This window comes from Streptomyces ferrugineus, from assembly GCF_015160855.1.
Classification (GTDB): Bacteria; Actinomycetota; Actinomycetes; order Streptomycetales; family Streptomycetaceae; genus Streptomyces; species Streptomyces ferrugineus.
Genome location: NZ_CP063373.1, coordinates 5,025,745 through 5,047,795, shown reverse-complemented (window position 1 = coordinate 5,047,795; position 22,051 = coordinate 5,025,745). Strand labels below are relative to the sequence as shown.

The 22,051-nt window shown below is 68.9% G+C and carries 16 protein-coding genes and 2 pseudogenes; 11 read left to right on the top strand and 7 right to left on the bottom strand.

The annotated features are described in order from the left end of the window. Positions 1 to 335 precede the first annotated feature (335 nt). The 4 genes from IM697_RS44840 to IM697_RS22985 all read left to right on the top strand — a co-directional run bounded on the left by IM697_RS44840 (position 336) and on the right by IM697_RS22985 (position 3,640). Positions 336 to 569, top strand: coding sequence for a hypothetical protein (locus IM697_RS44840; protein WP_228044109.1), 234 nt, complete (start codon positions 336 to 338; stop codon positions 567 to 569). A gap of 332 nt (positions 570 to 901) precedes the next feature. Then, positions 902 to 1,528, top strand: a complete 627-nt coding sequence (locus tag IM697_RS22995) for a hypothetical protein (RefSeq protein WP_194037797.1) — start codon at positions 902 to 904, stop codon at positions 1,526 to 1,528. A gap of 274 nt (positions 1,529 to 1,802) precedes the next feature. Continuing rightward, positions 1,803 to 2,678 (top strand): MBL fold metallo-hydrolase, encoded by an 876-nt coding sequence (locus tag IM697_RS22990; RefSeq protein ID WP_228044108.1) that lies wholly within the window; start codon positions 1,803 to 1,805, stop codon positions 2,676 to 2,678. A 182-nt stretch (positions 2,679 to 2,860) separates the two neighbouring features. After that, positions 2,861 to 3,640 (top strand): oxidoreductase, encoded by a 780-nt coding sequence (locus IM697_RS22985; protein ID WP_194037795.1) that lies wholly within the window; start codon positions 2,861 to 2,863, stop codon positions 3,638 to 3,640. A gap of 55 nt (positions 3,641 to 3,695) precedes the next feature. Here IM697_RS22985 and IM697_RS45950 read toward each other — a convergent pair whose 3' ends face one another. The 4 genes from IM697_RS45950 to IM697_RS22970 all read right to left on the bottom strand — a co-directional run bounded on the left by IM697_RS45950 (position 3,696) and on the right by IM697_RS22970 (position 10,053). Beyond that, on the bottom strand, positions 3,696 to 4,040 hold the full coding sequence (locus tag IM697_RS45950; RefSeq protein ID WP_407699545.1) for a Mu transposase domain-containing protein: 345 nt from the start codon (positions 4,038 to 4,040) through the stop codon (positions 3,696 to 3,698). Between the two features lie 189 nt (positions 4,041 to 4,229). Further along, positions 4,230 to 4,907 (bottom strand): response regulator, encoded by a 678-nt coding sequence (locus tag IM697_RS22980; protein WP_194037793.1) that lies wholly within the window; start codon positions 4,905 to 4,907, stop codon positions 4,230 to 4,232. Between the two features lie 12 nt (positions 4,908 to 4,919). Next, positions 4,920 to 6,614: a sensor histidine kinase gene (locus tag IM697_RS22975; RefSeq protein WP_194037791.1), complete on the bottom strand. Its 1,695-nt coding sequence runs from the start codon at positions 6,612 to 6,614 to the stop codon at positions 4,920 to 4,922. Positions 6,615 to 6,747: 133 nt separating this feature from the next. After that, positions 6,748 to 10,053 carry a S8 family peptidase gene (locus tag IM697_RS22970; protein ID WP_228044107.1) on the bottom strand — a complete coding sequence of 1,102 codons (3,306 nt, stop codon included), beginning with the start codon at positions 10,051 to 10,053 and terminating at the stop codon, positions 6,748 to 6,750. 643 nt (positions 10,054 to 10,696) lie between these two features. On the opposite strand from IM697_RS22970, the gene IM697_RS22965 reads away from it, so the two are divergent. Beyond that, on the top strand, positions 10,697 to 12,097 hold the full coding sequence (locus IM697_RS22965) for an alpha/beta hydrolase (RefSeq protein ID WP_228044106.1): 1,401 nt from the start codon (positions 10,697 to 10,699) through the stop codon (positions 12,095 to 12,097). A 172-nt stretch (positions 12,098 to 12,269) separates the two neighbouring features. Here the strand turns inward: IM697_RS22965 and IM697_RS44835 are convergent. Then, positions 12,270 to 12,603: pseudogene (locus IM697_RS44835) on the bottom strand (prolyl oligopeptidase family serine peptidase); the annotation flags it as partial. 526 nt (positions 12,604 to 13,129) lie between these two features. On the opposite strand from IM697_RS44835, the gene IM697_RS22960 reads away from it, so the two are divergent. The 4 genes from IM697_RS22960 (at position 13,130) to IM697_RS22945 (ending at position 15,390) form a co-directional block, all read left to right on the top strand. Further along, positions 13,130 to 13,318, top strand: a complete 189-nt coding sequence (locus IM697_RS22960) for a DUF418 domain-containing protein (RefSeq protein ID WP_265582658.1) — start codon at positions 13,130 to 13,132, stop codon at positions 13,316 to 13,318. Between the two features lie 329 nt (positions 13,319 to 13,647). Next, a complete protein-coding gene (locus tag IM697_RS22955; protein WP_194037785.1) occupies positions 13,648 to 14,493 on the top strand; it encodes a thioesterase II family protein in 846 nt (281 codons plus the stop codon). A 6-nt stretch (positions 14,494 to 14,499) separates the two neighbouring features. Next, positions 14,500 to 14,739 (top strand): DUF5988 family protein, encoded by a 240-nt coding sequence (locus IM697_RS22950; RefSeq protein ID WP_194037782.1) that lies wholly within the window; start codon positions 14,500 to 14,502, stop codon positions 14,737 to 14,739. Between the two features lie 459 nt (positions 14,740 to 15,198). After that, complete coding sequence (locus IM697_RS22945) at positions 15,199 to 15,390, top strand: hypothetical protein (RefSeq protein WP_194037780.1); 192 nt, start codon at positions 15,199 to 15,201, stop codon at positions 15,388 to 15,390. Between the two features lie 6 nt (positions 15,391 to 15,396). Here the strand turns inward: IM697_RS22945 and IM697_RS45475 are convergent, their stop codons facing one another. Then, a complete protein-coding gene (locus IM697_RS45475; protein WP_265582657.1) occupies positions 15,397 to 15,519 on the bottom strand; it encodes a hypothetical protein in 123 nt (40 codons plus the stop codon). An 891-nt stretch (positions 15,520 to 16,410) separates the two neighbouring features. On the opposite strand from IM697_RS45475, the gene IM697_RS45735 reads away from it, so the two are divergent. Together IM697_RS45735 and IM697_RS22935 are read left to right on the top strand one after the other, a co-directional pair. After that, positions 16,411 to 17,850: a hypothetical protein gene (locus IM697_RS45735; RefSeq protein ID WP_194037778.1), complete on the top strand. Its 1,440-nt coding sequence runs from the start codon at positions 16,411 to 16,413 to the stop codon at positions 17,848 to 17,850. Positions 17,851 to 18,169: 319 nt separating this feature from the next. Further along, positions 18,170 to 18,657: pseudogene (locus IM697_RS22935) on the top strand (transposase); the annotation flags it as partial. Between the two features lie 774 nt (positions 18,658 to 19,431). On the opposite strand, the gene IM697_RS22925 reads toward IM697_RS22935, so the two are convergent. Beyond that, complete coding sequence (locus IM697_RS22925; protein WP_194037774.1) at positions 19,432 to 21,369, bottom strand: protein-arginine deiminase domain-containing protein; 1,938 nt, start codon at positions 21,367 to 21,369, stop codon at positions 19,432 to 19,434. Between the last annotated feature and the right edge of the window lie 682 nt (positions 21,370 to 22,051).

Here is a 22,051-nt window from a genome sequence, read left to right as displayed (position 1 = left end):
AGGAAGGCATCAAGGTGCCATTTCCTGTTGATCAGCATCGACCTGATCGGTAACGCCCGACACCGGACAAGCCGTCCGGAGCCGGGACCTCCATCCTCGTGAGTCGCAGACACGGCCAAGTCGCCGTATGTGTACCGCCGTTTCTACCAGAGCGACTACCCGCAGTCATACGTTTTTTCCGGGCTGCCCGGCGCGGTGCAGAAAACCGGGCGCGCCGATCTGGTCGAAACTCCTGATGGCGGCTGGGCGTTGGCCCTGCTGAGCGTGCGTCCGGTCGGTGAAGCGCAGGCCTTGCTCCCGTCGAACTCGCTCCCGGTGCGGGCATCAAGAAGGTCGTGTTCTCGTTCGAGGACGAGACCGCTCTCGACGATTCCAGCCGGCTGGCCCTCCGCACCACACCCGCGCCGGCTCAGGTCACCGACGGCCACCTGGTACTGCGCGGAGGGAACGCCGGCCTGGACGACCCGCATCCGGTCATCGTCGGCCCGCCGTCAGCACCGCATGAACGCCCTCGTGAGCACCACGGCGGACGGGTCCGCCGGTGTGGGCGGTCCGGCGGCACGCCATGACGAGCCGCATCACTTCGGCCTGGAGGCGAGGGGGGCACCGAGTTCCGCGGGTAAGGCCGCACCTCACCGACGGCGGCCGTGATGGTGGAGCGGTCCACGCCGAACCAGCAGGCGCGCAGGCCACACTCGCGCACGCATCCATGCGATGCCCGCCTGGGCGCGATGCCTGGACCGCGCGTTTGTGTAACAGCTGTGCGTCGTTCCCGATCGGTGCCTGTGATCCGGCCGCCGGGCCACTGCCACATTCCTCGGGTCTTCTGTGACCAGCCGGGCAGCACGGCCCGGAGGGGATCCAGGACAGGGATCCGAGACGAGATCAAGGAGACTCGACGTTGTCTTCCATTGACATGTCAGACGCCGCGCAGGCCGAGCGTCCCGCCCCCACCCGCCAGAAGGGCCGCCGCCTCCACAAGCTCGCGGTTTCGGCTGTACTGCTGGGCGTCACGGCCGGCGGGCTCGGCACGGCGACGACCGCGCATGCCGCGTCATCCCTCAGCTGTAACATCAACCCGGCCCAGGTCTGCCCGGCGGTACCCGGCATCAGCGGCAGTGACAGGCAGCCGCAGGCGGTTCCCCGTGGCATTCAGGCCGCCCTGAACTACTGGCGGCAGCTCGGCTGGCCCAACTTCAGGAACGTCGCCCCGCGCGGCGCCGCCTTCGAGGTCGAGAACTTCCACGACCAGCGCGGCCGTCATCACGAGGGCTGGGTCGAGTCGGGCGGCCAGTACCAGGACCACGGCGGGCGGCTGATGGACTTCCTGCACCGCGGGCTGGCCGGCTCCCACGCGCAGAACTACCAGGGGTCGTTCCAGGAGTACTACGGCTCTGTGTACGCGAGCAACCCGGCCCGCTCCGGTATCGCCACCGGCAACTTCCGTATCGTGCGGGCGCTGGGAACCGGTGACGTGTGGGTCTCGATCGACCACTACTCCACCTTCCGGTACATCGGCCAGCCGTAGCCACTTGCCTCACAGAAACGGCGTTCCGCAGGCCCTGCCCTGCGGGACGCCGTTTTCGCTTTTCCGGTCTCCCCGTACCCGCGATGCACGAATCCTGCGCAAGGTTGCGTCAGGTCACTGTTATGGACATCACGGGCGCACACGCTGAACCCCGACACGGCCGCGCGCATCCTTTGAATCGATTTGGCGGACCGCGTGGGGAGACTCGCATGGCTCTTGGTCGTTCCGCGCTGGGCGCCTCGCTCGGCGTCTGTCTGATGGCCTGCCTATCGGGGTGCGGCACGGTGGACAGCGGAATCCGTGCGGAGGGACCGGCTCCGTCACGGATCTCCTCGGCGACACCAAGCTGAGCTACGTCCCCGACGGCCATGCCACGATGAACGCCCGGATGCTGCTGCCGGAAACCAGCGACGAGGACTGGGCACAGAACGCCGAGTACCTCGACGAGGACGGGTGCGTGATGGCCGGCGTCGGGGGACTGCTGGTGGAGCGCGACGGCCGGGCCCTGCTCATCGATGCCGGGGTCGGCCCGCTGACGCTGGGGCCGCCACTGAACCCGTACGGCGTCGTCACCGGCGGCGCGCTGCTGGACAGCCTCGCCACGCTCGGCTGCAAGCCCGCGGACATCGAGGCCGTCGCCCTCACTCACCTGCACGCCGACCACTTCGGGTGGGCCTGGCACCCCGCCCCAGGCAGCGACAAGCCCGCCTTCGCAGGCGCCGCCTGCCTGGTCGCAGAGCCCGAGTGGACCCAGCGCCAGCACGCCGAAGCGAAGGGCATGGGCGACATGATCAAGGCCCTGGCGCCGTATGTGCGCACCGTGGCCGACGGCGAGGAGATCTTCCCCGGCGTCCACGTCATGCTCACCCCCGGCCACAGCCCCGGCCACACCTCCTACGTCATCGACGCCGGCGGACAGCGGGTCATTGCCTTCGGCGACGCCTTCCACTCGTCCGTCCAGATCGCCCACCCGCTGTGGGAGAACGTCCTCGACCACGACCACCCGCAGGCCACCAGCCTGCGCCACCGCCTCGTTGTCGAGCTGGCCCAGCCCGACACGATCGGCTTCGGCGTCCACTTCGCCGACATGCCCTTCGGCCGCGTCCAGATCGAGGGCGACCAGGCGTCCTGGCACCCCGTCGACGCCTGACAACGGCCCGGTAAGGGGGCTTTCGCCGGGTTGTGGCGGCCCCCTGGCCAAGGCACCTGAGAACGGTCGTCGTCGACGAGTCCCCGAACGACCTCGCCGTGGACCCGTCGTCGAAGAGCACCCGCCTACCCGGCTTGAGGAAGCCGGCCGCAGGCGGCCAGAGTGAAGAACGGCTGAATGCTATGAACCTCAACCTCACCAACAAGACCGCAGTCGTCACCGGTGCCAGCCGGGGCATCGGGCTCGCCACGGTCCGGACCCTGATCGGTGAAGGCGTCCGAGTCGTGGGCGCCGCCCGCACTATTACGACCGAGCTGAAGGAAACCGGCGCGCACGCGGTGTCGGCCGACCTGAGCACCGCGGAAGGAGTCTCCGCCCTCATCGACAGCGCTCTCGCCGAGCTGGGCGGCATCGACCTGCTGGTGAACAACGTGGGAGGCGGAGACAAGGCATCCCTCGGCTTCCTCGATGCTGACGACACCGAGTGGACTCACATGTTCGACATCAACGTGCTCAGCACCGTACGTACCACTCGTGCCGCCCTGCCCAGCCTGATCGAGCGCAGGGGAGCGATCGTCAACATCTCGTCCATCACTGCCCGGATGCCTGTCGGCCACCCGGCCACGTACAGCTCGGCCAAGGCGGCGCTCGCCACGCTCGGCAAGTCCCTGGCCGAGGAGTTCGGCCCCCGAGGCGTACGCGTGAACACCGTTTCCCCCGGCCTGGTCCGCACCCCCGTCTATGAGGACCCCGACGGCCCCGTGGGCAAGCTGGCCGCCGCAGCCGGCATGAGCCTTGCCGAAATGGTCCAGCAGATCGCGAGGGCGCAGAACATCACGACCGGCCGCATGTCCGAAGCCGAAGAGGTGGCCGCCCTCATCGCGTTCCTCCTCTCCGACGTCGCCGGAAACATCACCGGCGCCAACTACGTCATCGACGGCGGCACGATCAAGACGGTCTGACCGGAACACACCGACGGGGGCTGCTCCGCGGCACACGGGATCCCGGTACCTTTCCTCACGACGACCGAGCAGCTTCCGTCTGGCTCCGGGCAGAGCGCCCGGTTTGCGCAGCAGGGCCTCCAGGCAGTGGTCGAGTTCGCGCCGGCCCCCGCCCCTTGGTGACCAGGCGCTCGTGCCGGGCGACCTCGGTCCTGCCGTCGTAGGCGACCGCTTCGCGGGCGTGCGGCAGGACGCGCACCAACCGTCCGACCAGCCGCACCGGAACCGGGTAGCGGTTGGTGCGCGGACACCGACCTGCCCGTAGTGGTCCACCCGCGGGTCGGACCAGCGGCCGGTCTCGAACGGCTCGGGGGCAGCGGCTCGAGCCAGCCTTCTTCTTCCGTCTTTTTCGACGGGGCATCAGGTCTGCCTCTCCTGCCGCCCCCTTGAAGCCAACGCCCGCCGCCGGCGGTTCGCCGACATCCGAGTCGCCCTGAACTGCCGGTCAGCCCTCCGCCATCGGGATACCTCATCCTTACGGCATAGCGCGGCCCACGACAGCCGTCACGACCCCACGTAACCCACACCCTTGAAGATCCGTCCTGGCGGCTCATGCTTCCTGTGGCAGGCCGGCCTCGTGCGCGAGGATCGCCGCCTGGACTCGGTTGGCGCAGCCCAGCTTGGCCAGGATGCTCCGCACGTGCGTCTTGACGGTGCCCTCGCCCAGGTGGAGCCTTCTGCCGACGTCGGCGTTGGAAAGACCCCGTCCGACCAGAGCCAGCACGTCCCGTTCGCGTGCGGTCAGCGTCTCCACCTGCCGCCGCGCCTCGGCGGCCCGCCGCGCGTTCGTGACCACGTGCTGTTCGATGAGGCCGCGGGTGATACGCGGGGAGAGGATCGCCTCACCACTCGCAGCCACGCGCACCGCCTGGATGAGTTCCTGCGGGCCGGTGTCCTTGAGAACGAAGCCCGCGGCCCCGGCGGCCAGTGCCCGGGTGACGTACTCGTCCTCGCCGAAGGTGGTCAGCATGACGACGCGAACCGCTGGGGCCAGGTCGGACAGGGCCTCGGTGGCGGTGAGACCGTCCGTGCCCGGCATACGGATGTCCATCAGCACCACGTCGATGTGGTGGCGGACGGCGAGGTCGACCGCCTCCGCACCGTCGACGGCCTCCGCGGCCACCTCGATGTCATCCGCATGTGCGAGAACGAGGCGCAAAGCCATCCGCAGCAGTGCGTCGTCGTCGGCCAGTAGGACCCTGATCGGTCCGATCGGGTACTCACTCATACGCGTCGCATCCTACGGGCCACCGTCACCACCACCTCCGAGCTGGTCGACGCTGATCAGGACATCCCGCCGGAAACAGAAGCGCCAGACACGGGCGTGCCGCTCACTTGGCCATCCCTGCGTGTACAGGCACGGGCCGGCGGACGGTCGGGACGATTCCACGGATCGTGCGGCCAACCGCGCCACAGGGTCGTCGGACCCGACGATGCCGGCCACTTGCTCACGCGTCATGCCGATGGACACAGCCTCGATGCCCGGATTCTGCACCATGTTCCGGTACTCCGGCGAATGCCAGGGCAGGGTGTCGAGTGCCACGGCGACCAGTGCCGCGACGGCCACCAGGCCGACGCCGAGCACAGCGGATGTTCCCTGGCCTGCCCAGCGGCCGAAGAGTGCCAGCGGTTCGGTGGTGCCGACGGACAAAACGTTCGCCCCAGCCCCGGCCGCGGTGACCGCTTCGTTCAGTCTGGTCCGTCGGAGGACTGGGCGAGTCTCCTCGCCCACACGCAGGGGCAGCTCCGCTGCCAGCCGGAAGCCCCCGTCCTCCGCGCGGCCGGCGACGAGGCTGCCTCCCAGCAGGGCCACACGCTCCTGCACGCCGACCAGTCCCATACCGGCACCGGCGGCCGGCGAGTTCCTGCCTGGCGCCGCCATGTGGCCCCGTCTGTCGCGGACTTCCAGGCGCACACGACCGGGAACTCGCTCGACCATGACCGAGACGGTCGAGCCGGGCGCGTGGCGGTGTACGTTGGTCAGCCCCTCACGGACTACGCGGTGTACGGCCCGCCGCACCGGGAGCGCGACGTCGTGCAGGTCCGCCCCGGACCACGTGAGGCCGACTTCCACGCCCGCGGACCGGGACTGCTCGACCAGCCTCGTGATGTCGGAGCGCAGGCCGGTCTCCTCGACCGGCTGCAGGGCCGTGCCGTCGGGCTCCGCCGAGCGCAGTATGCCGAGAGTCGCCCGTAGTTCGCGCATGGCGGTCTGTGCGGTGCCGCGGATCAGCTGAGCCTCTCCACCGCCCGAAGCCGGCGCCCCGCCGCTCGCCGCCATCTCCATGGCTCCCGCGTAGAGGGAGATGAGACTCAGCCGGTGGCCCAGCTGGTCGTGCATCTCCTGGGCTATGCGGGACCGTTCCTGAAGACGTGCCGCCGACTGTGCCAGGCGGTAGTTCTCCTCGAGGAAGTGCGCCCGCTCCCGCAGGGTGCGGACCACGTGGTCGGCCGTCCCGAGCAGGGCCCGCACTCCGGCGGGCAGTCCCAGGCAGACCAGTGCTGTGACCAGGTGAAGGCTCGTCACCACGGAGTCCGGCATGCCGCTGGAGGCCAGCGCGGCTCCGTAACCGGTCACGGCGGCCACGCCCAGCACGGCGAACCGCCGCCGCTTCGATCGGAACCGCCCGCAGACCGTGTAGGCCGTCACCGTCACGGCAATGCACGACGCGGGCAACCAGCCGAACAGCGCGGCCGCGGCGACCACTGCGAGGGCCGGCGACCACAGCCGAAGGAGCGTGACGAAGACCGCGCCGCCCACGGACACCCATGTCCAACGCGGTTCGGCCACGAAGTCCACCGACGTCCACAGGGAATCGATCCGGTTGGCGGACTCCCAGGCAACCACGGCGACCATGCCGAGCAGTCCGGCCTCCCGTGCGACCCGCTCGGCGGCCCGCGCTCTGGGGAACGGCTCCTTCCGATTCTCCCGCATGCCTTGGAGGACGGTTGCCTGCCGCGTCGCGTTCATTCCGCGCCCGAAGTGCCCGCACCACATGGATGAACGGTCTGCCGGAGCCGTGTGGCTCCGGCAGACCGCCTGTGTCAGCGAGGTGTCGAGAGAGGTGTCACCTGCCGCGGTAGGCGTTGTGGACCGACACCGTCGACTTGTTGCCCTGCTTGTCCGTGATCGCGGCGCGGAGCGCGATTCCCTTGCCCTTCGCGGGGTTCTTCAGGGACACCTTGCCGTCGCTGACCTTCAGCTTCTTCCAGGTCCTGCCGTCGTCGTAGGAGGCGTGGACGGACAGCGACTTGAGGTTGCCCGCGGCGGCGCCTTCGATGGTGACCGGTACCGTCTGGATCCGGCCGGCGGGAGCGGTGCTGTCGAGAGCGAGCGCTGGCCGGAAGCGCACCGACGACAGGGGCATCGCCGTCTCTTGGCTGGTCTTCTTCGAACGGAAGGTCCAGCTCGCGTCGATACGGGTCGAGACCGCGCTGATCCTGGCGTCGCGCCTGAAGGACGTGGTCAGCCTGTACCGGGCAGCCGCGGCCGGGACCTCGTACGCGACTGATCCCTCCATCGGGTCCTCGGTCTGGGCGATCTTGGTGCCGTTGCGATGGAGTGTCGTCCTGGTCGACGAGTACACCGACAGGCCCGGGTGACCCTGGCCGTCGGTGAAGATCCGCTGGTCGAACTTCATGACGTTGCCGTCCCTCAGAACGCCGTTGTTCTGGCCGAGCGGGCCGGGCGCGATGACTCCGGTACCGAACGTCTCCTGGTAGGTCCTGCCGGGCCGGTAGATCTGCGGGACGGCGTGTTTGTACTCGATTTGCGGCAGCACCCCTTCGGCGCTCTCGAACTGGTCGGCGCCGAGGACCCACCGGGCCTTCTCGGCCGTCGACAGGTGGAGCGTGCGCTTGAGCGGAAGGCCGCGGCTTTCCGGTCGCGCCGCGAACATGGCCACCTTGGTCGAGGGCAGGAAGCCGGATGCCAGGACCACACCCGCCCTGCCCGGGGCCGCGGCCCCGAAACCGACCTTCACGGTGGCGAACTGGCCGGCTGTGAAGTGCTTGGTGTAGCCGGTGGCGAACTTTCGTACCAGGCCGCCGGACACCGTGACGTACTCGGAGCCGGCTCCCTTCTCCCACCGTGCGACCCACTGCTGCACGAAGTCCCGGGAGGCCCGCGGTCCCAGATGTGCGGTACGCAGATTCTTCATCGACTGGGCGAAGACGCCCGCCTCGACCTCGTTGTAACCGCTTCCGATCTTGTAGTACGACAGCACGCCCGCCTGCTTGGCCGTGGCGTCCTGGATCGTCACGTCAATGGGTCTGGTGGTGCGGGCGTCGATCGTGACCGTCGTCTCCCCGGTGATGTCCAGCTTCGGCTGCACGATCCAGTCGCCGCCTGAGCCGGGGGCCACTGGGCCCTCGTTGATCTTGGTGTCGAGCAGGTAACTTCCCTTGGCCAGGCGGATCCTGGCCGTACCGGACGCGTCGGGCGTCAAGGAGGCGGAGTACCCCTTCCGGGGACCGCTCACGCCGGTCAGCTTGCTGCTCGTGCGGGTGGCGGGAGCGGGTTCGCCGTCCCGGCCGATGTACTTCACCGTCACGTCGTACGACTCGACTTCGCGGTCCACACCGGCGGCCGTGCGGACCGTCTGGCCGTCGCCGGTGGCGGTCACGTACAAGGAGTATCCGCCGTCCGTGGTGCCGCCCAGCCTGGTGTTGACGGTGAGGTCGACGGAGGCCTTGCCGCCCGCCGGAACGGTGACGCTGGTGTGGGGCAGAGTGAAGAAGCCGGCCGGAGCGGGACGACCCCCGGGGTCGATGGCGTTCGCCGCGAGCTTCAGGGTGACGTCCGTCTTGCCGAGGTTGCGGTACGTCAGCTGCCGGGTGACCGGCGTGTCGTCGCCGTGTGGCCATGACTGCGTGCCGAAGCTCACCGAGGGGGTCTCCGCGATGACGGTCTGCTTGACGGCCTTGTCGACCTGGATACGGCCCGCGCCCTGCTGGAACGCCGAGTACCCGCCGTCCTTGGCGGAACCGATGAGGGCGGCTTTCAGCTGCGCGTACGTCCAGCCCGGGTGGGCCTGCTTCAGGATGGCCGCCGCGCCCGCGACGTGTGGGGTCGCCATCGACGTACCCGAAATGGTCACGTAGCCCGGCGGCTTCTCGCCCGCACCCGTGGCGTAATCACTGCCCTTGGCCGCGGCGGCGGTGATGTCGACACCCGGCGCGGTCACGTCGGGCTTGATGGCACCGTCACCGATCCGCGGGCCGATGCTGGAGAAGTCGGCCAGTTTGTCATCGCCGTCGACCGCGCCGACGGTGAGCGCGGCGTCCGCGCTGCCGGGTGAGAGCACCGTGCCGGACCTCGGCCCGTCGTTGCCCGACCCGGCGACGAACAGGATGTCCTTCTCGGCCGACAACCGGTTGACCGCGGCCTCCAGGACGTCCAGCTCGGGGCTGTCCGTACCGCCGAGGCTGAAATTCACCACCTGCGCGCCCTGCCCGACAGCCCACTCCAACCCGGCGAGGACGCCGGCGTCCTCGCCGTAGCCGGTGTCATCGAGGACCTTGCCGCTGAGGATCTTCGCGCCCGGGGCGACGCCTTTGAACGCGCCGCCCGACTTGGCACCGGTACCGGCCAGGGTGGACGCGACATGAGTGCCGTGCCCGTCGCGGTCCTTGCTGTCAGCAGAGGTGGAGAAGTTCTTCTGGGCGATGACCTGGGTGGTGAGGTCGGGGTGTGTGGCATCGACGCCGGTGTCCAGCACCGCGATCTTCACGCCCTTGCCGTCGTGACCACCGGCCCACGCCCGCGGCGCGCCGATCTGGGGAACGCTCTTGTCCAGGGTCGCCTTGCGGATCCCGTCCAGCCAGACACGGGTGATGCCGGTGGCGGCGGTGCGGGTGCCGGAGCGTTGGACGTGGGTGAGGGTGTTCCACAGCTTGGTGGCGTCCTGCGGCTCGACCCTGACCGCGTCCGCGTTCAGGACTTTCAGCGAACGAGGCCGCTGGGCGGCGTCCGCGGAGCGGACTCGCGCCTTCATCGCAAAGGCGCCGCCCCGGTAGCCGACGATGACGCCCAACGCGCCCTTCCGGCTCCCGTGGCGGGCTGCTTCGTCCAAGGCACCGACGTCGAAGAGGCGCTGCTCAAGCGTGCCGTCGGCGATCAGAGGGTGCGCGTCCGCAGGCACGGCCAGAGTGCGGCTGTTGTGTCTGGACACCTCGACAGGGATCTTCTCACGCCCCTTGGCCATCTCCACACCGACGACGCGGCCGCCCGCACCGACGACGACACGATCACCGGTCAGCAGCGTGACGCGGCGCGTGGAGCCGGGCCGAGCGGTCGTATCGTGTCGCTCCGCGCTTTGGGCGATGGTGTCCGTCGCGTCCTTGGGCCCGGCGTAGGCTGCCGGACCGCTCATGCCCGCCGTCAGGGCCACCGCGGTCGCCGCAGCGGCGACGGCTCCGTATCTTCTCCGCACTTGTCCGTTCGGGGCCGGCCCCTGGGGAGATGAGCCGAGGGCCGGGCGTTTGAAGCGCATCCGAGCACCCTTCCGTAAGGAACGCAGGGAGCGATCGACGTCATCGCGTGTGATCGCATGGGTCCGAAGCAGCATGGGGTGACGGAGGCGGGGTGTCCCTCTGCCGAAAGGCCTGTGCGTCTGTGCCGAACGGTAGAGACGGCCCGGCTGAGCTCAGCGAATGAGCGCCGGCGCGGTTCCCCGGAGCGTGGAATGGCCGATTCTGTGTGACTGGTCGTCACATTCCTTGCCCCACAGGTGGGTTCGACCGACGCTGTGGCCGGTCCGTGAACTCCTGATGCATGGAGGAACATCTGTGGCGATCAACCACCCCCCACTCCCCCCGCCCTCCAAAGGACGCAGAAGACTGGCTGTCGCAGCCCTGGTCGCCGGGCTGATCGGTCAGCTGCTCGCCGGGACGGCCGTGGCCGCTCCCGAGTCCGGGGCCACTGCCCCGCAGAAGGCCCCCCAACCCGGGCGCATAGCCTGGAAACCCTGTGAAAGCGATTCCGGGCAGGGCACTTTCGGGTGCGCCACGATCAAGGTGCCCGTCAGCTGGAAGCAACCGCACGGCACCACCATCGACCTGGCCCTGGCCCGCCACCGGGCCACCGACCCCAAGCGCCGGATCGGCTCGCTGCTGGTCAACCCGGGTGGTCCGGGTGTGCCCGGCGTGGACTTCACGCTCAATGCTCCCCAATACTTCTCGCCCGAAGTACTGGCACGCTTCGACATCGTCGGCTTCGACCCGCGCGGCGTCAGCCGCAGCAACCCCGTGACGTGTGACGGGGATCTGGTGGACGCCCGGAGCAGGCTGCTCCACCCGGACAGCGCCACCTCCTTCGTCGCCCTCCGCAAGGCAAACCAGGCACTCGGCGAGAACTGCCGTGCCGCCAACGGGCCGCTGGCCGACAACATGGACACCGAGAGCGTCGCCCGTGACATGGATGCGATCCGCGCCGGCCTGGGCGAGAAGCGGATCAGCTACTACGGCATTTCCTACGGCACCGGCATCGGCCAGCAGTACGCCGAACTCCACCCGCACCGCGTCCGCGCGATGGTCCTCGACTCCAACATCGACCACAGCCTGGACAACTGGGCGTACCAGAAGACCTCGGCCGTCGCGATGGAGGAGTCGTACGGACAGTTCGCCGACTGGTGCGCCCGTACGCCGTCCTGCGCGCTCCACGGCGTTGACGCCCGCGCTGTGTTCGGCTCGCTGTACAAGCGCGCTGCCGCCGGAGAGATCGTCCGGCCGGGCGAACTGCCGGGCGACCCGCCCGAGACCCTCACCCCGCAGGACGTCCAGGATCTCGTCCTGCACAAGGTGGCCGGCCCGGGCTACTGGTTCGAGCTCGCCCAGGATCTCGCCGACCTGGACTCCACCGACCCCGCACCGGCACGGTCCCTCCGGGCGCGCGGCGAGCAGGGCCCGTTCGTGGTCGACCTGGTGACGTGCCAGGACTACGAGTTCGACGTCTCCTCGTACCGCACCCTCGCCCGCTACGAACGCGAACTCGCCCGTATCGCGCCCGTCACCCGGTCCAGCTCCATGGCCTGGGCCGAGCTGACCGGCTGCCAGAACTGGCCGACCGAGGTGACCAACCCGCCGCACCGGCTCGATGTCGACGGCACCCCGAAGATCCTGCTCACCAACAGCCGCTACGACCCGGCCACCCCGTACTCCTGGGCCTCCAACGCCGCCCGTCAGATCGGCCGGGAGGCCGTGCTCCTCACCTACGACGGCGCCGGTCACGGCACCTACTGGCAGAGCCCGTGCATGCGCAAGGCGACCGACACCTACCTCCTCACCCTGAAGACTCCGCGTAAGGGCGCCCGCTGCCCCGCGATCTGGCCCACGGCCCCCTCCCCCCAGAGGCAGTCGCCGAGCGGCAATCTCCTCAACCCGCTGCCTGACCTGCTGGGCACCGGGGCGCACCGGTGAACCGTGTGAACGCGGCCTGACTCGATGAGGTCCTGAGCGCAGGGGGCGCGGTCCTGGCAGACAGCGGCCGCGCCCCCACATGCGCCCACCGTTCAGGCGCGGGCATCGGCGGCGGCCTTCAGGTTCGTGCAGCCACGCTAACGGGCCTGTGCCGGATGCCCCGGTCGCGGTGCGGGCATCCCCCTTGGCCTGGGCGCCGGTCCAGGTCTCCTCGGTGCGGCCACACGCTCGCCGTCACCCATTCGTCGGGATGCCGTTCGATGTCGGCCATGGGCTCGTCGTCGATGCCGTGGTCATAGACGAGGAGTCCGTGGTCGAACCAGCGGTGCAGGGTGTCGACCCATTCGGCGCGGCGAGAAACGAAGGGCGGACGTGGCCGGCCTGGGAGAGCCAGATCTTCCGTTCTACGCCGTGCTTCGCGAGGGCTCCACCACTGGCCGAAGTGCTTGGGCCGGACATTGAGGTCCTGCTGGACCATGGACCACGAAGACGCCGGCCTTCACCTCGGCGACGGATGGAAAGAAGTGTGAGCTTGGAGGGCGCATGCCGGCCGAATGGCGATCGTGTGAGTGGCGATTATGGACTTCTCCGGGGACACCGGGACTGAATAGGCTCCGCACGGTTTGGTGCGAAATACATCACTGACGACTTGGAGTGACTTGTGCACCGGAGGTCATGAGCGGCTCCTCCGAAATGATGAGGGCCTCGTCGGCGGACGGGGTCAGGCTGGCCGCTCGGCGGGGACAAGGTCTCGGGTCTGCACACCGGACAGGCCCGCTCTCCGCAGGTCCTGGTACGCCCGAAGACGCCCGTCCGGCATGCAGTCCCCGCCGAAGTGATGAGAACGATTCCGCTCATCCGGCCGAGGTGCGCGGTGCGCCCACCGCCCTAGCATCGCGGAATGTCCAACTTACATAGCATCAAGCGAGTTCAATCGCTTGATGTGTTACGCGGCGTCGCCATCGTCGGAACGTTGCTGAGCGACATCTGGCTCTTCACCGGTACGGCGAATGGGCTCTTCGCCTGGGGCCGTTGAACAGTGTCGGCACGATTGTCGCCTGGGCCGGGATCAGCGCCCTGCTGATGCTTGCCGCGTACCTGTGGCTGCGGCGCTTCCGGCAGGGACCGTTCGAACTGGTATGGAGGGCGGCCGTGGACGCGCCCTTCCGCCATGTCGACCGTGCGCGGGAACGCCGGCGGCGCGAGAAGGAAGCCCCGTGAGCGTCTCATGGCGGAGATTCTCGAGGTCGTCTCATGTGGTGGCTGAGGAACCGGCACGTGACACGACTACCACGGGCTCTGACGGGCGATCGATACGTCGAATGAGGTGAGGCGTTCGTTCCTCATAGGGCACCCGCGCAGTGCCGACTTCTGCCGCAATGCCCCCCGACAGCGTGGGGGCCGTCCATGGTGCAGGGCAGGCCGAGCGCGGCGGGGCTCACGGCCTGGGTCAGGGGGCGGCGCTGATGTGCAGCAGGCATCACTCGTCGCCGAGATGCTCGGCCCTGGCCACTGGCGGACCCCCTCACGACAAGGAGACACAGCCGCTCATGCCGCCGCCGAACACACGCACTGACCAGTGGATACGGGCCTTCGGGCCCACGTCCGACCGCCCCGCCGGGATCCGGCTGCTCTGCTTCCCGTACGCCGGGGGATCGGCGTCGTTCTACCACCCGATGCGCCTCGCGGTCGGCGATGCCGCCGAGGTGTTCGGCGTGCAGTACCCCGGCCGGCAGGAGCGCAGCGCCGAGCCCGCGCCGACCGGCATCGAGGCCCTGGTCGACGGGGTCTGCGCCGAACTGAAGGAATCGACGGACCGACCTCTGGTCTTCTTCGGGCACGGCATGGGCGCGGTCGTCGCCTACGAAGTGGCCCGGAGACTGGAGCAGGAGTCCGGCACCGCCCCGCTCGGCCTGATCGCCTCAGGAAGCCGAGCGCCCGGCGTCCTCGTCGAGGAGATTCTGCACCGCCGCGACGACGCGGGCCTGATCGCGGAGGTGCGCGTGCTCAGCGGCAAGGCGAGCAGCCTGCTCGACGACGCCGGGATCCGGAACATGATCCTTCCGACGTTGCGCGCCGACTACACCGCGATCGAGACGTACCGGCACAGCCCGGGCGCCGAACTGGCCTGCCCGGTCACGGCCTTCGTCGGTGACGTGGACCCCCGCGTCCAGATGGACCACGCACATGCATGGTCCCGGCACACCACCGCGGCCTTCGACCTGAAGGTCTTCCCCGGAGGCCACTTCTACCTCGCCGCCCAGTGGTGGGCGGTCGGCGAGATGGTGCGTGCCTGTCTGACGGCGTTCGGCCGGGCGGCGGGGTGCTGGCCCGAGCTGCCGGCCGACTTCGACCCATCCCTGACCATCCCTCACCACCTCTCCGACGGAGCGTGATGCCGTATGAGTTCTGACCAGTTCGACGCCATGCCCACGGCCGTGCCCAACGTCGTCCTGCGGGGTGGGCCCACCTGGCTGCCCGAGGAGCAACGCACCCGGTCCGTGGCCGATGTGCAGGACAAGCTGAAGCTGCTGATCGGCAACGCCTACGAGCACTTCGAACCCACCGCGGAGACCGCGGAGCGCGACGGCGTGCGGCTCCGCGTCTTCGAGTGGACGTACCGCACGTACGTCGCGGAGTGACCGGCTGACCCGTGGACAGTGGTGAGGGCCGTGCCGGGACGGGCACGGCCCTCACCACTGTCCACGGGCACAGGCCCCCGGTGGCCGGCTCAGCCTTCCGCTCTGCCGCCACCAGGCGCGATCGCCGAGCAGACTCATCACGTCGGGCACGAGCACCATCCAGATCACCATCGCGTCAGGACCACGGCCGTGGCGAGGCCGATGCCGATCATCTGGATCAGTGTCTCCGGCACGGAGACGGAACTGAGGAACACGCGGACTGTGATGATGACGCGGACCGTCGACTCGCTGCCGCGCACCACCGCGCACTGCGCGTCACGATCATGGTCGTGGGCGTTCCGCGCAACGAAGAGGAGAGCCCGAGGATCACCGCGAACAGCAGCATGGACACGGCCGACATGGTAGGTACCGTCTTGTTCAGGCCGAGCAGGTCCAGGCCAGCCCCACTGGAACGTGGCGATGATCACGCCGATCGACAGCGGCCGTCAGCGCCGCCTTCAGCGCCACGACAACGGCGCCTGGAACATGCCGTACAGCAGCGGCATCCCAGGCGCCGACCACGGCCCGGATCACCAGGGCAGCCGCTTGCCGACCACGTCGATGACCACGGCGGTCGCCCCGCCGGCCAGAGCCTTGCCGTCTTGGGGATGACGGTGACTACGGCTGCCTCGCCATCCGTGCCGGGGTCGGCTGAGTGACGGTCTGCGCCTCCTTGACGGGGCCGATGGCCTTGTACAGCTTCGTCAGCATGGACCTGTCCGCGCACTCCATCGTGATCACCAGGGGAGTGTTTCCAGCACCGGAACGCTCGGCAACAGGGCGGCGGAGCCCACGGCGTGCAGCACCCAATGCCGCTGGGGTGTGGCCGCCCCAGCGGCAGGTCAGGGTGTTCTCGTTGTCGGGGCCGGTCGGACCGGTGTCCGGCGCAGTGTGGGTACCGGCAGGGAGTTGACACGGTGTCCGAGCAGCCCGGGCAACGGCGTGACTGCGGCGACGACCATCACACCGACAGTCAGGGCCCCGCGATGCCCATCGCGCCGACGAACGGGATCCCGGCGAACGTCAGCGTCGTCCCGGTGGCCAATCGCTGCATGAGTGGCCGGACTTCAGCCCTCGGTTGCGGGCCCCAGCGTTTGCGGCGCGGCCCGCAGCCCTGGTGCGGCGCCCGGGTGCCGATGTCGGTGGGGCAACCGCGATGAGTAGGCCCAGGCAGTCGGTCACGATTGCGGCCCGCGGCCCGGCGGGGTGCTTCCCGCCGTCGTAGTCGCTTGAGACGGCGGCGCCGAAGCCGCGGCCCGCACACCCCTCTGTGCGTCGACAATTCCCGCGCTCGGCTCGGCCTCACGGGCCTCGCGTTCACGGATCCGGACGTGCAGCCCGGTGTGGAACTCGTGCACCTTTCAAGGTCGGTTGAGGGACGGCTTCTCAGTTGTGCGGCCGGGCACGATCCAGTTCCACGGCCACCACATAGGACACGGCGCGTGAATACCACACAGGACACGCTGTTGAGAAGTTTTTCCAGGGAATGTCTGCAGAAATCTGAGAACCCGCTGAACACGACACCGCATGCTTCGCGTAACTACCCCTGAACGCAGGCGCCGCGTTTACAACGAGAAGATCCGGCCGGTCGACCACCGGTCGGTGCCACCCCGACCCGAGTGAGGTATGTGCATGCACCGGGCCCTTCCCAAGTACCGCAAGCGCCGCGTGGCGATAATCGGCGGCACGGCCGCCGTGGTGTTGTCCGGAGCGGTGATCACCGGCTCAGCCCTGGCTGGACAGACGTCCAAAACGAACGACCAGTCCGAGAACACCCCGAAGTCGGCAGCCACGTCGGCAGCCACAACGGTGAACTGTCCGGATGTCGCCGCTCAGCTCCCGGCGGTCCCTGCTGCCGCGCAGGCCGAGGTCAACCGCAACCTCGCCCAGCTGAACGCGCAGATTCAGGAAGCGAACACCCGCCTCGCCAACGCCGCCGGCCAGGGCGGCAGCGGCAATGGTGCCAACAACAATGGTCAGGGCAACAACAATGCGGGGAACGGCCAGGGAAACAACAACGGCCAGGGAAACAACAACGGAGCCAACGCCGCCCAGAATGCCGTCCTCAACCAGCTCAAGGACCAACGCGTCGCGACGATCAACCGCATCGCCGGCGCCCTCAACCTCAACCTTGCACAGCAGCAGGTCAACGCCCTCGCCACCTGCACGCTCAATAACGGCAATGGTGCCAACAACAACGGCCAGGGCAACAACAACGCCGGGAACGGCAACGGCAACAATGGCCAGGGAAACAACAACGGAGCAAATGCCGTCCAGAATGCCGTCCTCAACCAGCTCAAGGACCAACGCGTCGCGACGATCAACCGCATCGCCGGCGCCCTCAACCTCAACCTTGCACAGCAGCAGGTCAACGCCCTCGCCACCTGCACGCTCAATAACGGCAATGGTGCCAACAACAACGGCCAGGGCAACAACAATGCCGGAGGTAACAACGCCGGCAACGGCAACGGCAACGGTCAGGGCAACAACAACGGCAACAACAATGCCGGTGCCGCGAACACCGTGAACTGTCCGGATGTCGCCGCTCAGCTCCCGGCGATCCCTGCTGCCGCGCAGGCCGAGGTCAACCGCAACCTCGCCCAGCTGAACGCCCAGATCCAGGAAGCGAACACCCGCCTCGCCAACGCCGCCAGCCAGGGAGGCAGCGGCAATGGTGCCAACAACAACGGCCAGGGCAACAACAATGCCGGAGGTAACAACGCCGGCAACGGCAACGGCAACGGTCAGGGCAACAACAACGGCAACAACAATGCCGGTGCCGCGAACACCGTGAACTGTCCGGATGTCGCCGCTCAGCTCCCGGCGATCCCCGCCGGCGTGCAGGCTGAGGTCAATCGCAACCTTGCCCTCCTGAACGCCCAGATCCAGGAGGCCAACAACCGCATCGCCAACGCCGCCGGCCAGGGCGGAGCCAACCTCGTCCAGAACGCCGTCCTCAACCCGCTCAAGGACCAACGCGTCGCGACGATCAACCGCATCACCGACGCCCTCAACCTCAACCCCGCACAGCAGCAGGTCAACGCCCTCGCCACCTGCACCCTGAATCAGTGACCGTGGGCCGGTAACCACCGGCAGACGGCACGCCACCGCCGTGGCCGCTTCGATCCAGACCGGAGCGGCCACGGCGCTGTCTTGCCGGAATAGCCTGCCAGCGCGCTCGTCAGTCGAACAGAATTGTGGAAAGCCTCTGGCCCGCACCGGCTCGGAGTCGCGCTGCCAGTCGGCGAGTACCGTTCTCCTCATTTCGGAGGAGTCGCTCCTCGATCCGCTAGGCACTTAGTACGTTCTTACGGTCTGCGCCGCGTTTCGATACCGAGCACTCCATAAGTTTTGTCCAACCCCTTCCACCACGAAAGGCGTTGGGCAAGTCATGTTCACTGCAGCGGACCGTCTCACGCCTGGTGAGGCGGAAGTCGACCCGGCATGGGGAACGTGGAGCTGGATCGTTCCGGACGGATTGTGGGACTTGGCCGAGCCACTGATCCCGGAACAACAGACGCGGCCACAGGGGGGTGGTACGGCGAACACCTCGGATGAGACCTTGTTCGCGGCCATCGTCTACGTACTCGTCAGCGGTTGCGCCTGGCGGTCCCTGCCCCCGTGTTTCGGTGTCTCGAAGTCGACAGCCCACCGCCGTTTTCTGATCTGGTCCAAAGCCGGGGTGTGGAGCCGGCTGCACGGCGCGGTTCTGCGTAGACGCGCCGACGCGAGCCTGGTCCATATCTCTCGCCTCGTCCTGGGCGCCGCCCGTGCCCGGGCTGAGAAAGGGGCGAACACACAGGTCCGAACCCCCTGGGCGGGGGCGGGACGGGTTCCGCGATGCGCCTCCTGCGGGATGCGACCGGACTGCCCCTCGTCGACAGGACGACCGGCGTGAGAAGCGCCGGAAAGGAAGCGGCGCGGCGGCACGGCTTCATCCCCCGCCGTCTCGCTGAGGGTGGCCTCGCACCCTGGCAAGAGCCGTCAGCACAGCTGTCCGTCGGCCAGTCCCGCCCGGCTGGCGATCAGCGCCGCCTGGACCCGGGCGCGGGCGTTGAGCTTCGTGAGCAGCTTCTGGACGCGGGACTTGACGTGCTCTCTTCGATGTGAAGGTGCTGCGCGCTCTGCGTGTTGCTCACAGGGCCTGGCCGAGGACAGCGAGGACGTCACGCTCCCGCGGTGTCAGCTCGGCAGGCAGTTCGTAGAGGGGTGCTCACGGCGCTGATCGCTGCCCACGCGACTACGGTGCCGACGCTGTCCACCGGTTCCTCTACGAAGCTCTGTCCGCTGAACACCACCAGTGCTATGACGTTCGGGAGCGTGCAGCACGACAGCGCGGTACAGCCGGCAGCGGCGAAGCACCCGGCGACGCACCCCGCCCTGCCGCGCCACTGCGGCAGGACGAGAATGAGCCCCAGGTAGCCGAAGGCCGTGCTCGGGGCGATGGCGTACCCGGGAGAACGCGCCGCCATCGCCTGGCCGGGCAGCGGCAGGGGCAGAGTTCCCACAGGGTGCGTGGCTACGGCTGCTGCCCCTGCACGACATCGACGACCTGGCTGACGCCGAGCCCGACACCATGTGCTTGCGTCTCTGCCACCTGCTTGCCTACGCACTGCTCATCCACCCCGTACCGAGTGATCTCAAACGGGGCGGCTACGGCTTCCACCAGGCGGCGGAGGCGTCGCGCAGGGTGTTGGTGCCGCAGTGGATCTCACCCTCGCCGAGGTGATACGTGTACCAGTCGTCGAGGTACGAGACCTTCATGCCGGCGCGTGTGTACGCGGCGGTGACGGCCTCGGTGAAGATGTCCTTGCCGCCGATGACGGGACCCCACTGGCGCGGGGCGAGGTAGCGCTCGCGGGAGAGCAGGACGCCGTTGACGGCGCCTGGGACGTACGCGACGGTCTCGACAGTGCTGGGAGCCGGTGCGGCGGAGGCGGCGCCCTGGGGGGCCCGCTTGCCGTCGCGGCCGGGGAACTGCTGCTGGCCGTACTTCCGGGCGGCCTCCGTGGCGGCGCTGCCGCCGAGACGGCGCAGCAGCGGCATGTGGACGTCGGCACTGGCGTCCCGGATGCCCCGGCTGTAGAGGGCGGGCACCCGGACGGTCTCCTCGTCGGTGACGCCTGTCGCCCGCTTGAGGATCTCCAGGTTGGCCGCGATCTTCCGGGCCGCCATCTCGTTGTCGGACACGAGGTGGGGGGAAGCGAGGGTCTGGTCGATGGTCTCCGCGGGTGGGCGAGTGCCGTTGAAGCCGGGGACGGAGAACATCTTCTTCGCGCCGTGGCCGTCGCGCTGCGCGTCGCGCAGCAGGCGCAGTCCGGCCCGCGGGTCGGCGAGACCGATCCGCCAGCCGCGCGGGGTGTCGGCCGGCAGGAACTGCACGAACTCGTCGACGTGCCCCACTCCGAGCCACGAGGTGTCCAGCAGGAGCGGGTCCTGAAGTCCCTGGGACTTCAGCAGGGTGCGTATCTCCTTCGAGGGACGGATCCCGCTGGCGTCCTTGCGCTCGCCCATGATGATCCGTCCGGCCGGGAACGAGCGGCCCTCATGGGCGTAGGGCGGGATGGTCTCCAGGTTGCCGAAGGAGTTCAGGGTCTCCCAGGTCTGCATGACCCGGCCCCTGGCCTGCACGACGCCGACGTCCGGGCCGCGCAGTCTCTCGAAGAGTTCGCGGCCCGCCTCCCGATTCTGGGCGGAGCGCAGCATCACGCGCATCGTCCGCTGCCGTCCGTCCGGGCCGGTCATGTTGAGGTAGGCCGGCTCGACGAAGTCCTGGGCCCAGATGTCGTCGTACTTCTCGAAGGTCACCAGAGGCTTGGTGATCCCGGCCTGCCGGGCCTCCTTGCCCAGGCCCCTGACGAACTCGCGCTGGCGCTTGGCAAAGGGGTCGTTGCCGCGGGCCTTGGTGACCATCAGCTGCTGGGTGTTCTGCAGGGCGTGGTGGGTGAGCAGCGGAGCCGCGCGCAGGGTGACGGTGTCGGAGGCGGTGCCCGCGGACGAGGCCACCTTCAGCCGGATCGCCACGCGGCCGTCCCACTTCGCGCTGTCCCGGATGACGTCCTTGCCCTCGACGCCGAACTCGACGCCGGCGCGCAGCTCGGCCCGCGTCAGCCGGGTCTGCGAAGTGACCGGCTTCCAGGCGCCGTTCCGCTTGACGAAGACCCTGCTCTGCGCGGCGCCCTTGGTGACCTTGACGCTGCCCTTGGCGCCGGAGGGCAGGTTCCGTACCGGTACCGAGCGCACCCGGGCCAGGTCGGCCGCGTCGGCCCTGCCGTTGACTTTCGTGTCCGAGGCGTCGTTGCAGGAGGCCAGTTGGGCGTCGGGGAGCGGGCGGCCGCCCGGGCCGGTGGTCGGGCAGCGCCTGCTGTCGTCGTCGATGTTGGGCAGGAAGACCGCTCCCCGGGCGGCGGACCAGGTGTCCTCACCTGCCGTGTCGGTGCCACCGGCGACATCGACCCGCCCGTCGCGGTTGACGTCCGTCCTCAGGTCGACGCGGAGCGGCTCCTGCGCGTATGCCAGGGCTGGGGGCGTGAGCATCGCTGCCGTCGCAGTGAGGGCGAGTACCACTTGGCCGGCGTTTCTCCTGTGCATATGGGTCCCTTCGTTCCGTGTGGTTGTCCCCTGCTGAGGAGGAAGAGGCGGACTGGGCGCTGTTCGTGGGCTGTGAGGCATGAAGTCGTCCTTTTTGATGAGGAGTTGGTCCGCACACCTCTCTCTTCTGGTGGAGGAGGCCCCGGCCCGGTGAGCCTGTGCTGAGCATGGATGGGTGTGAACTGGCAGGCGGGTGAGTGCGGTTGCCTGCACGTCGGCGGTGACAGCGCGTGGCAGAGGGCGGCCGGCCGGAGTACGCCCGCGGTGTCGGCGGGGCCTGCCGCCTCGTGGATCACGACGGGACGTCATCTGCCGTCCCATGGGTTCGGCTCTACGGATGATCAGGCCGCCAGTTGTGCACGTGCGTGCGACGTGAGGGTGTCCGGTGTGTCGGCAGGGAGTGTCTCCTCCTTCGGCCTGCAGGCCGCGGACGGTGAGGATGCCGTGGGTGTGCTGCGAGGCCTGACGGGTTGTCAGGCGGCGCCGGGAGCCCCGTTCTGCGGAGTTCTGTTCGCCGGACGCGTCAGCCAGGGCAGTCGTGCACGGTGCGGCCGGCGCGGCGTGGTCGCAAGGGTGACGGCCCCTGGCGAGTGCCTGGCCTGCCGGCTGAGTCTCGACGAGGGCATCCGATGCGTTCGGCCGTTGTCGGTATCCGAGGCCGGCGGAAACCGGGAGAGCAGAG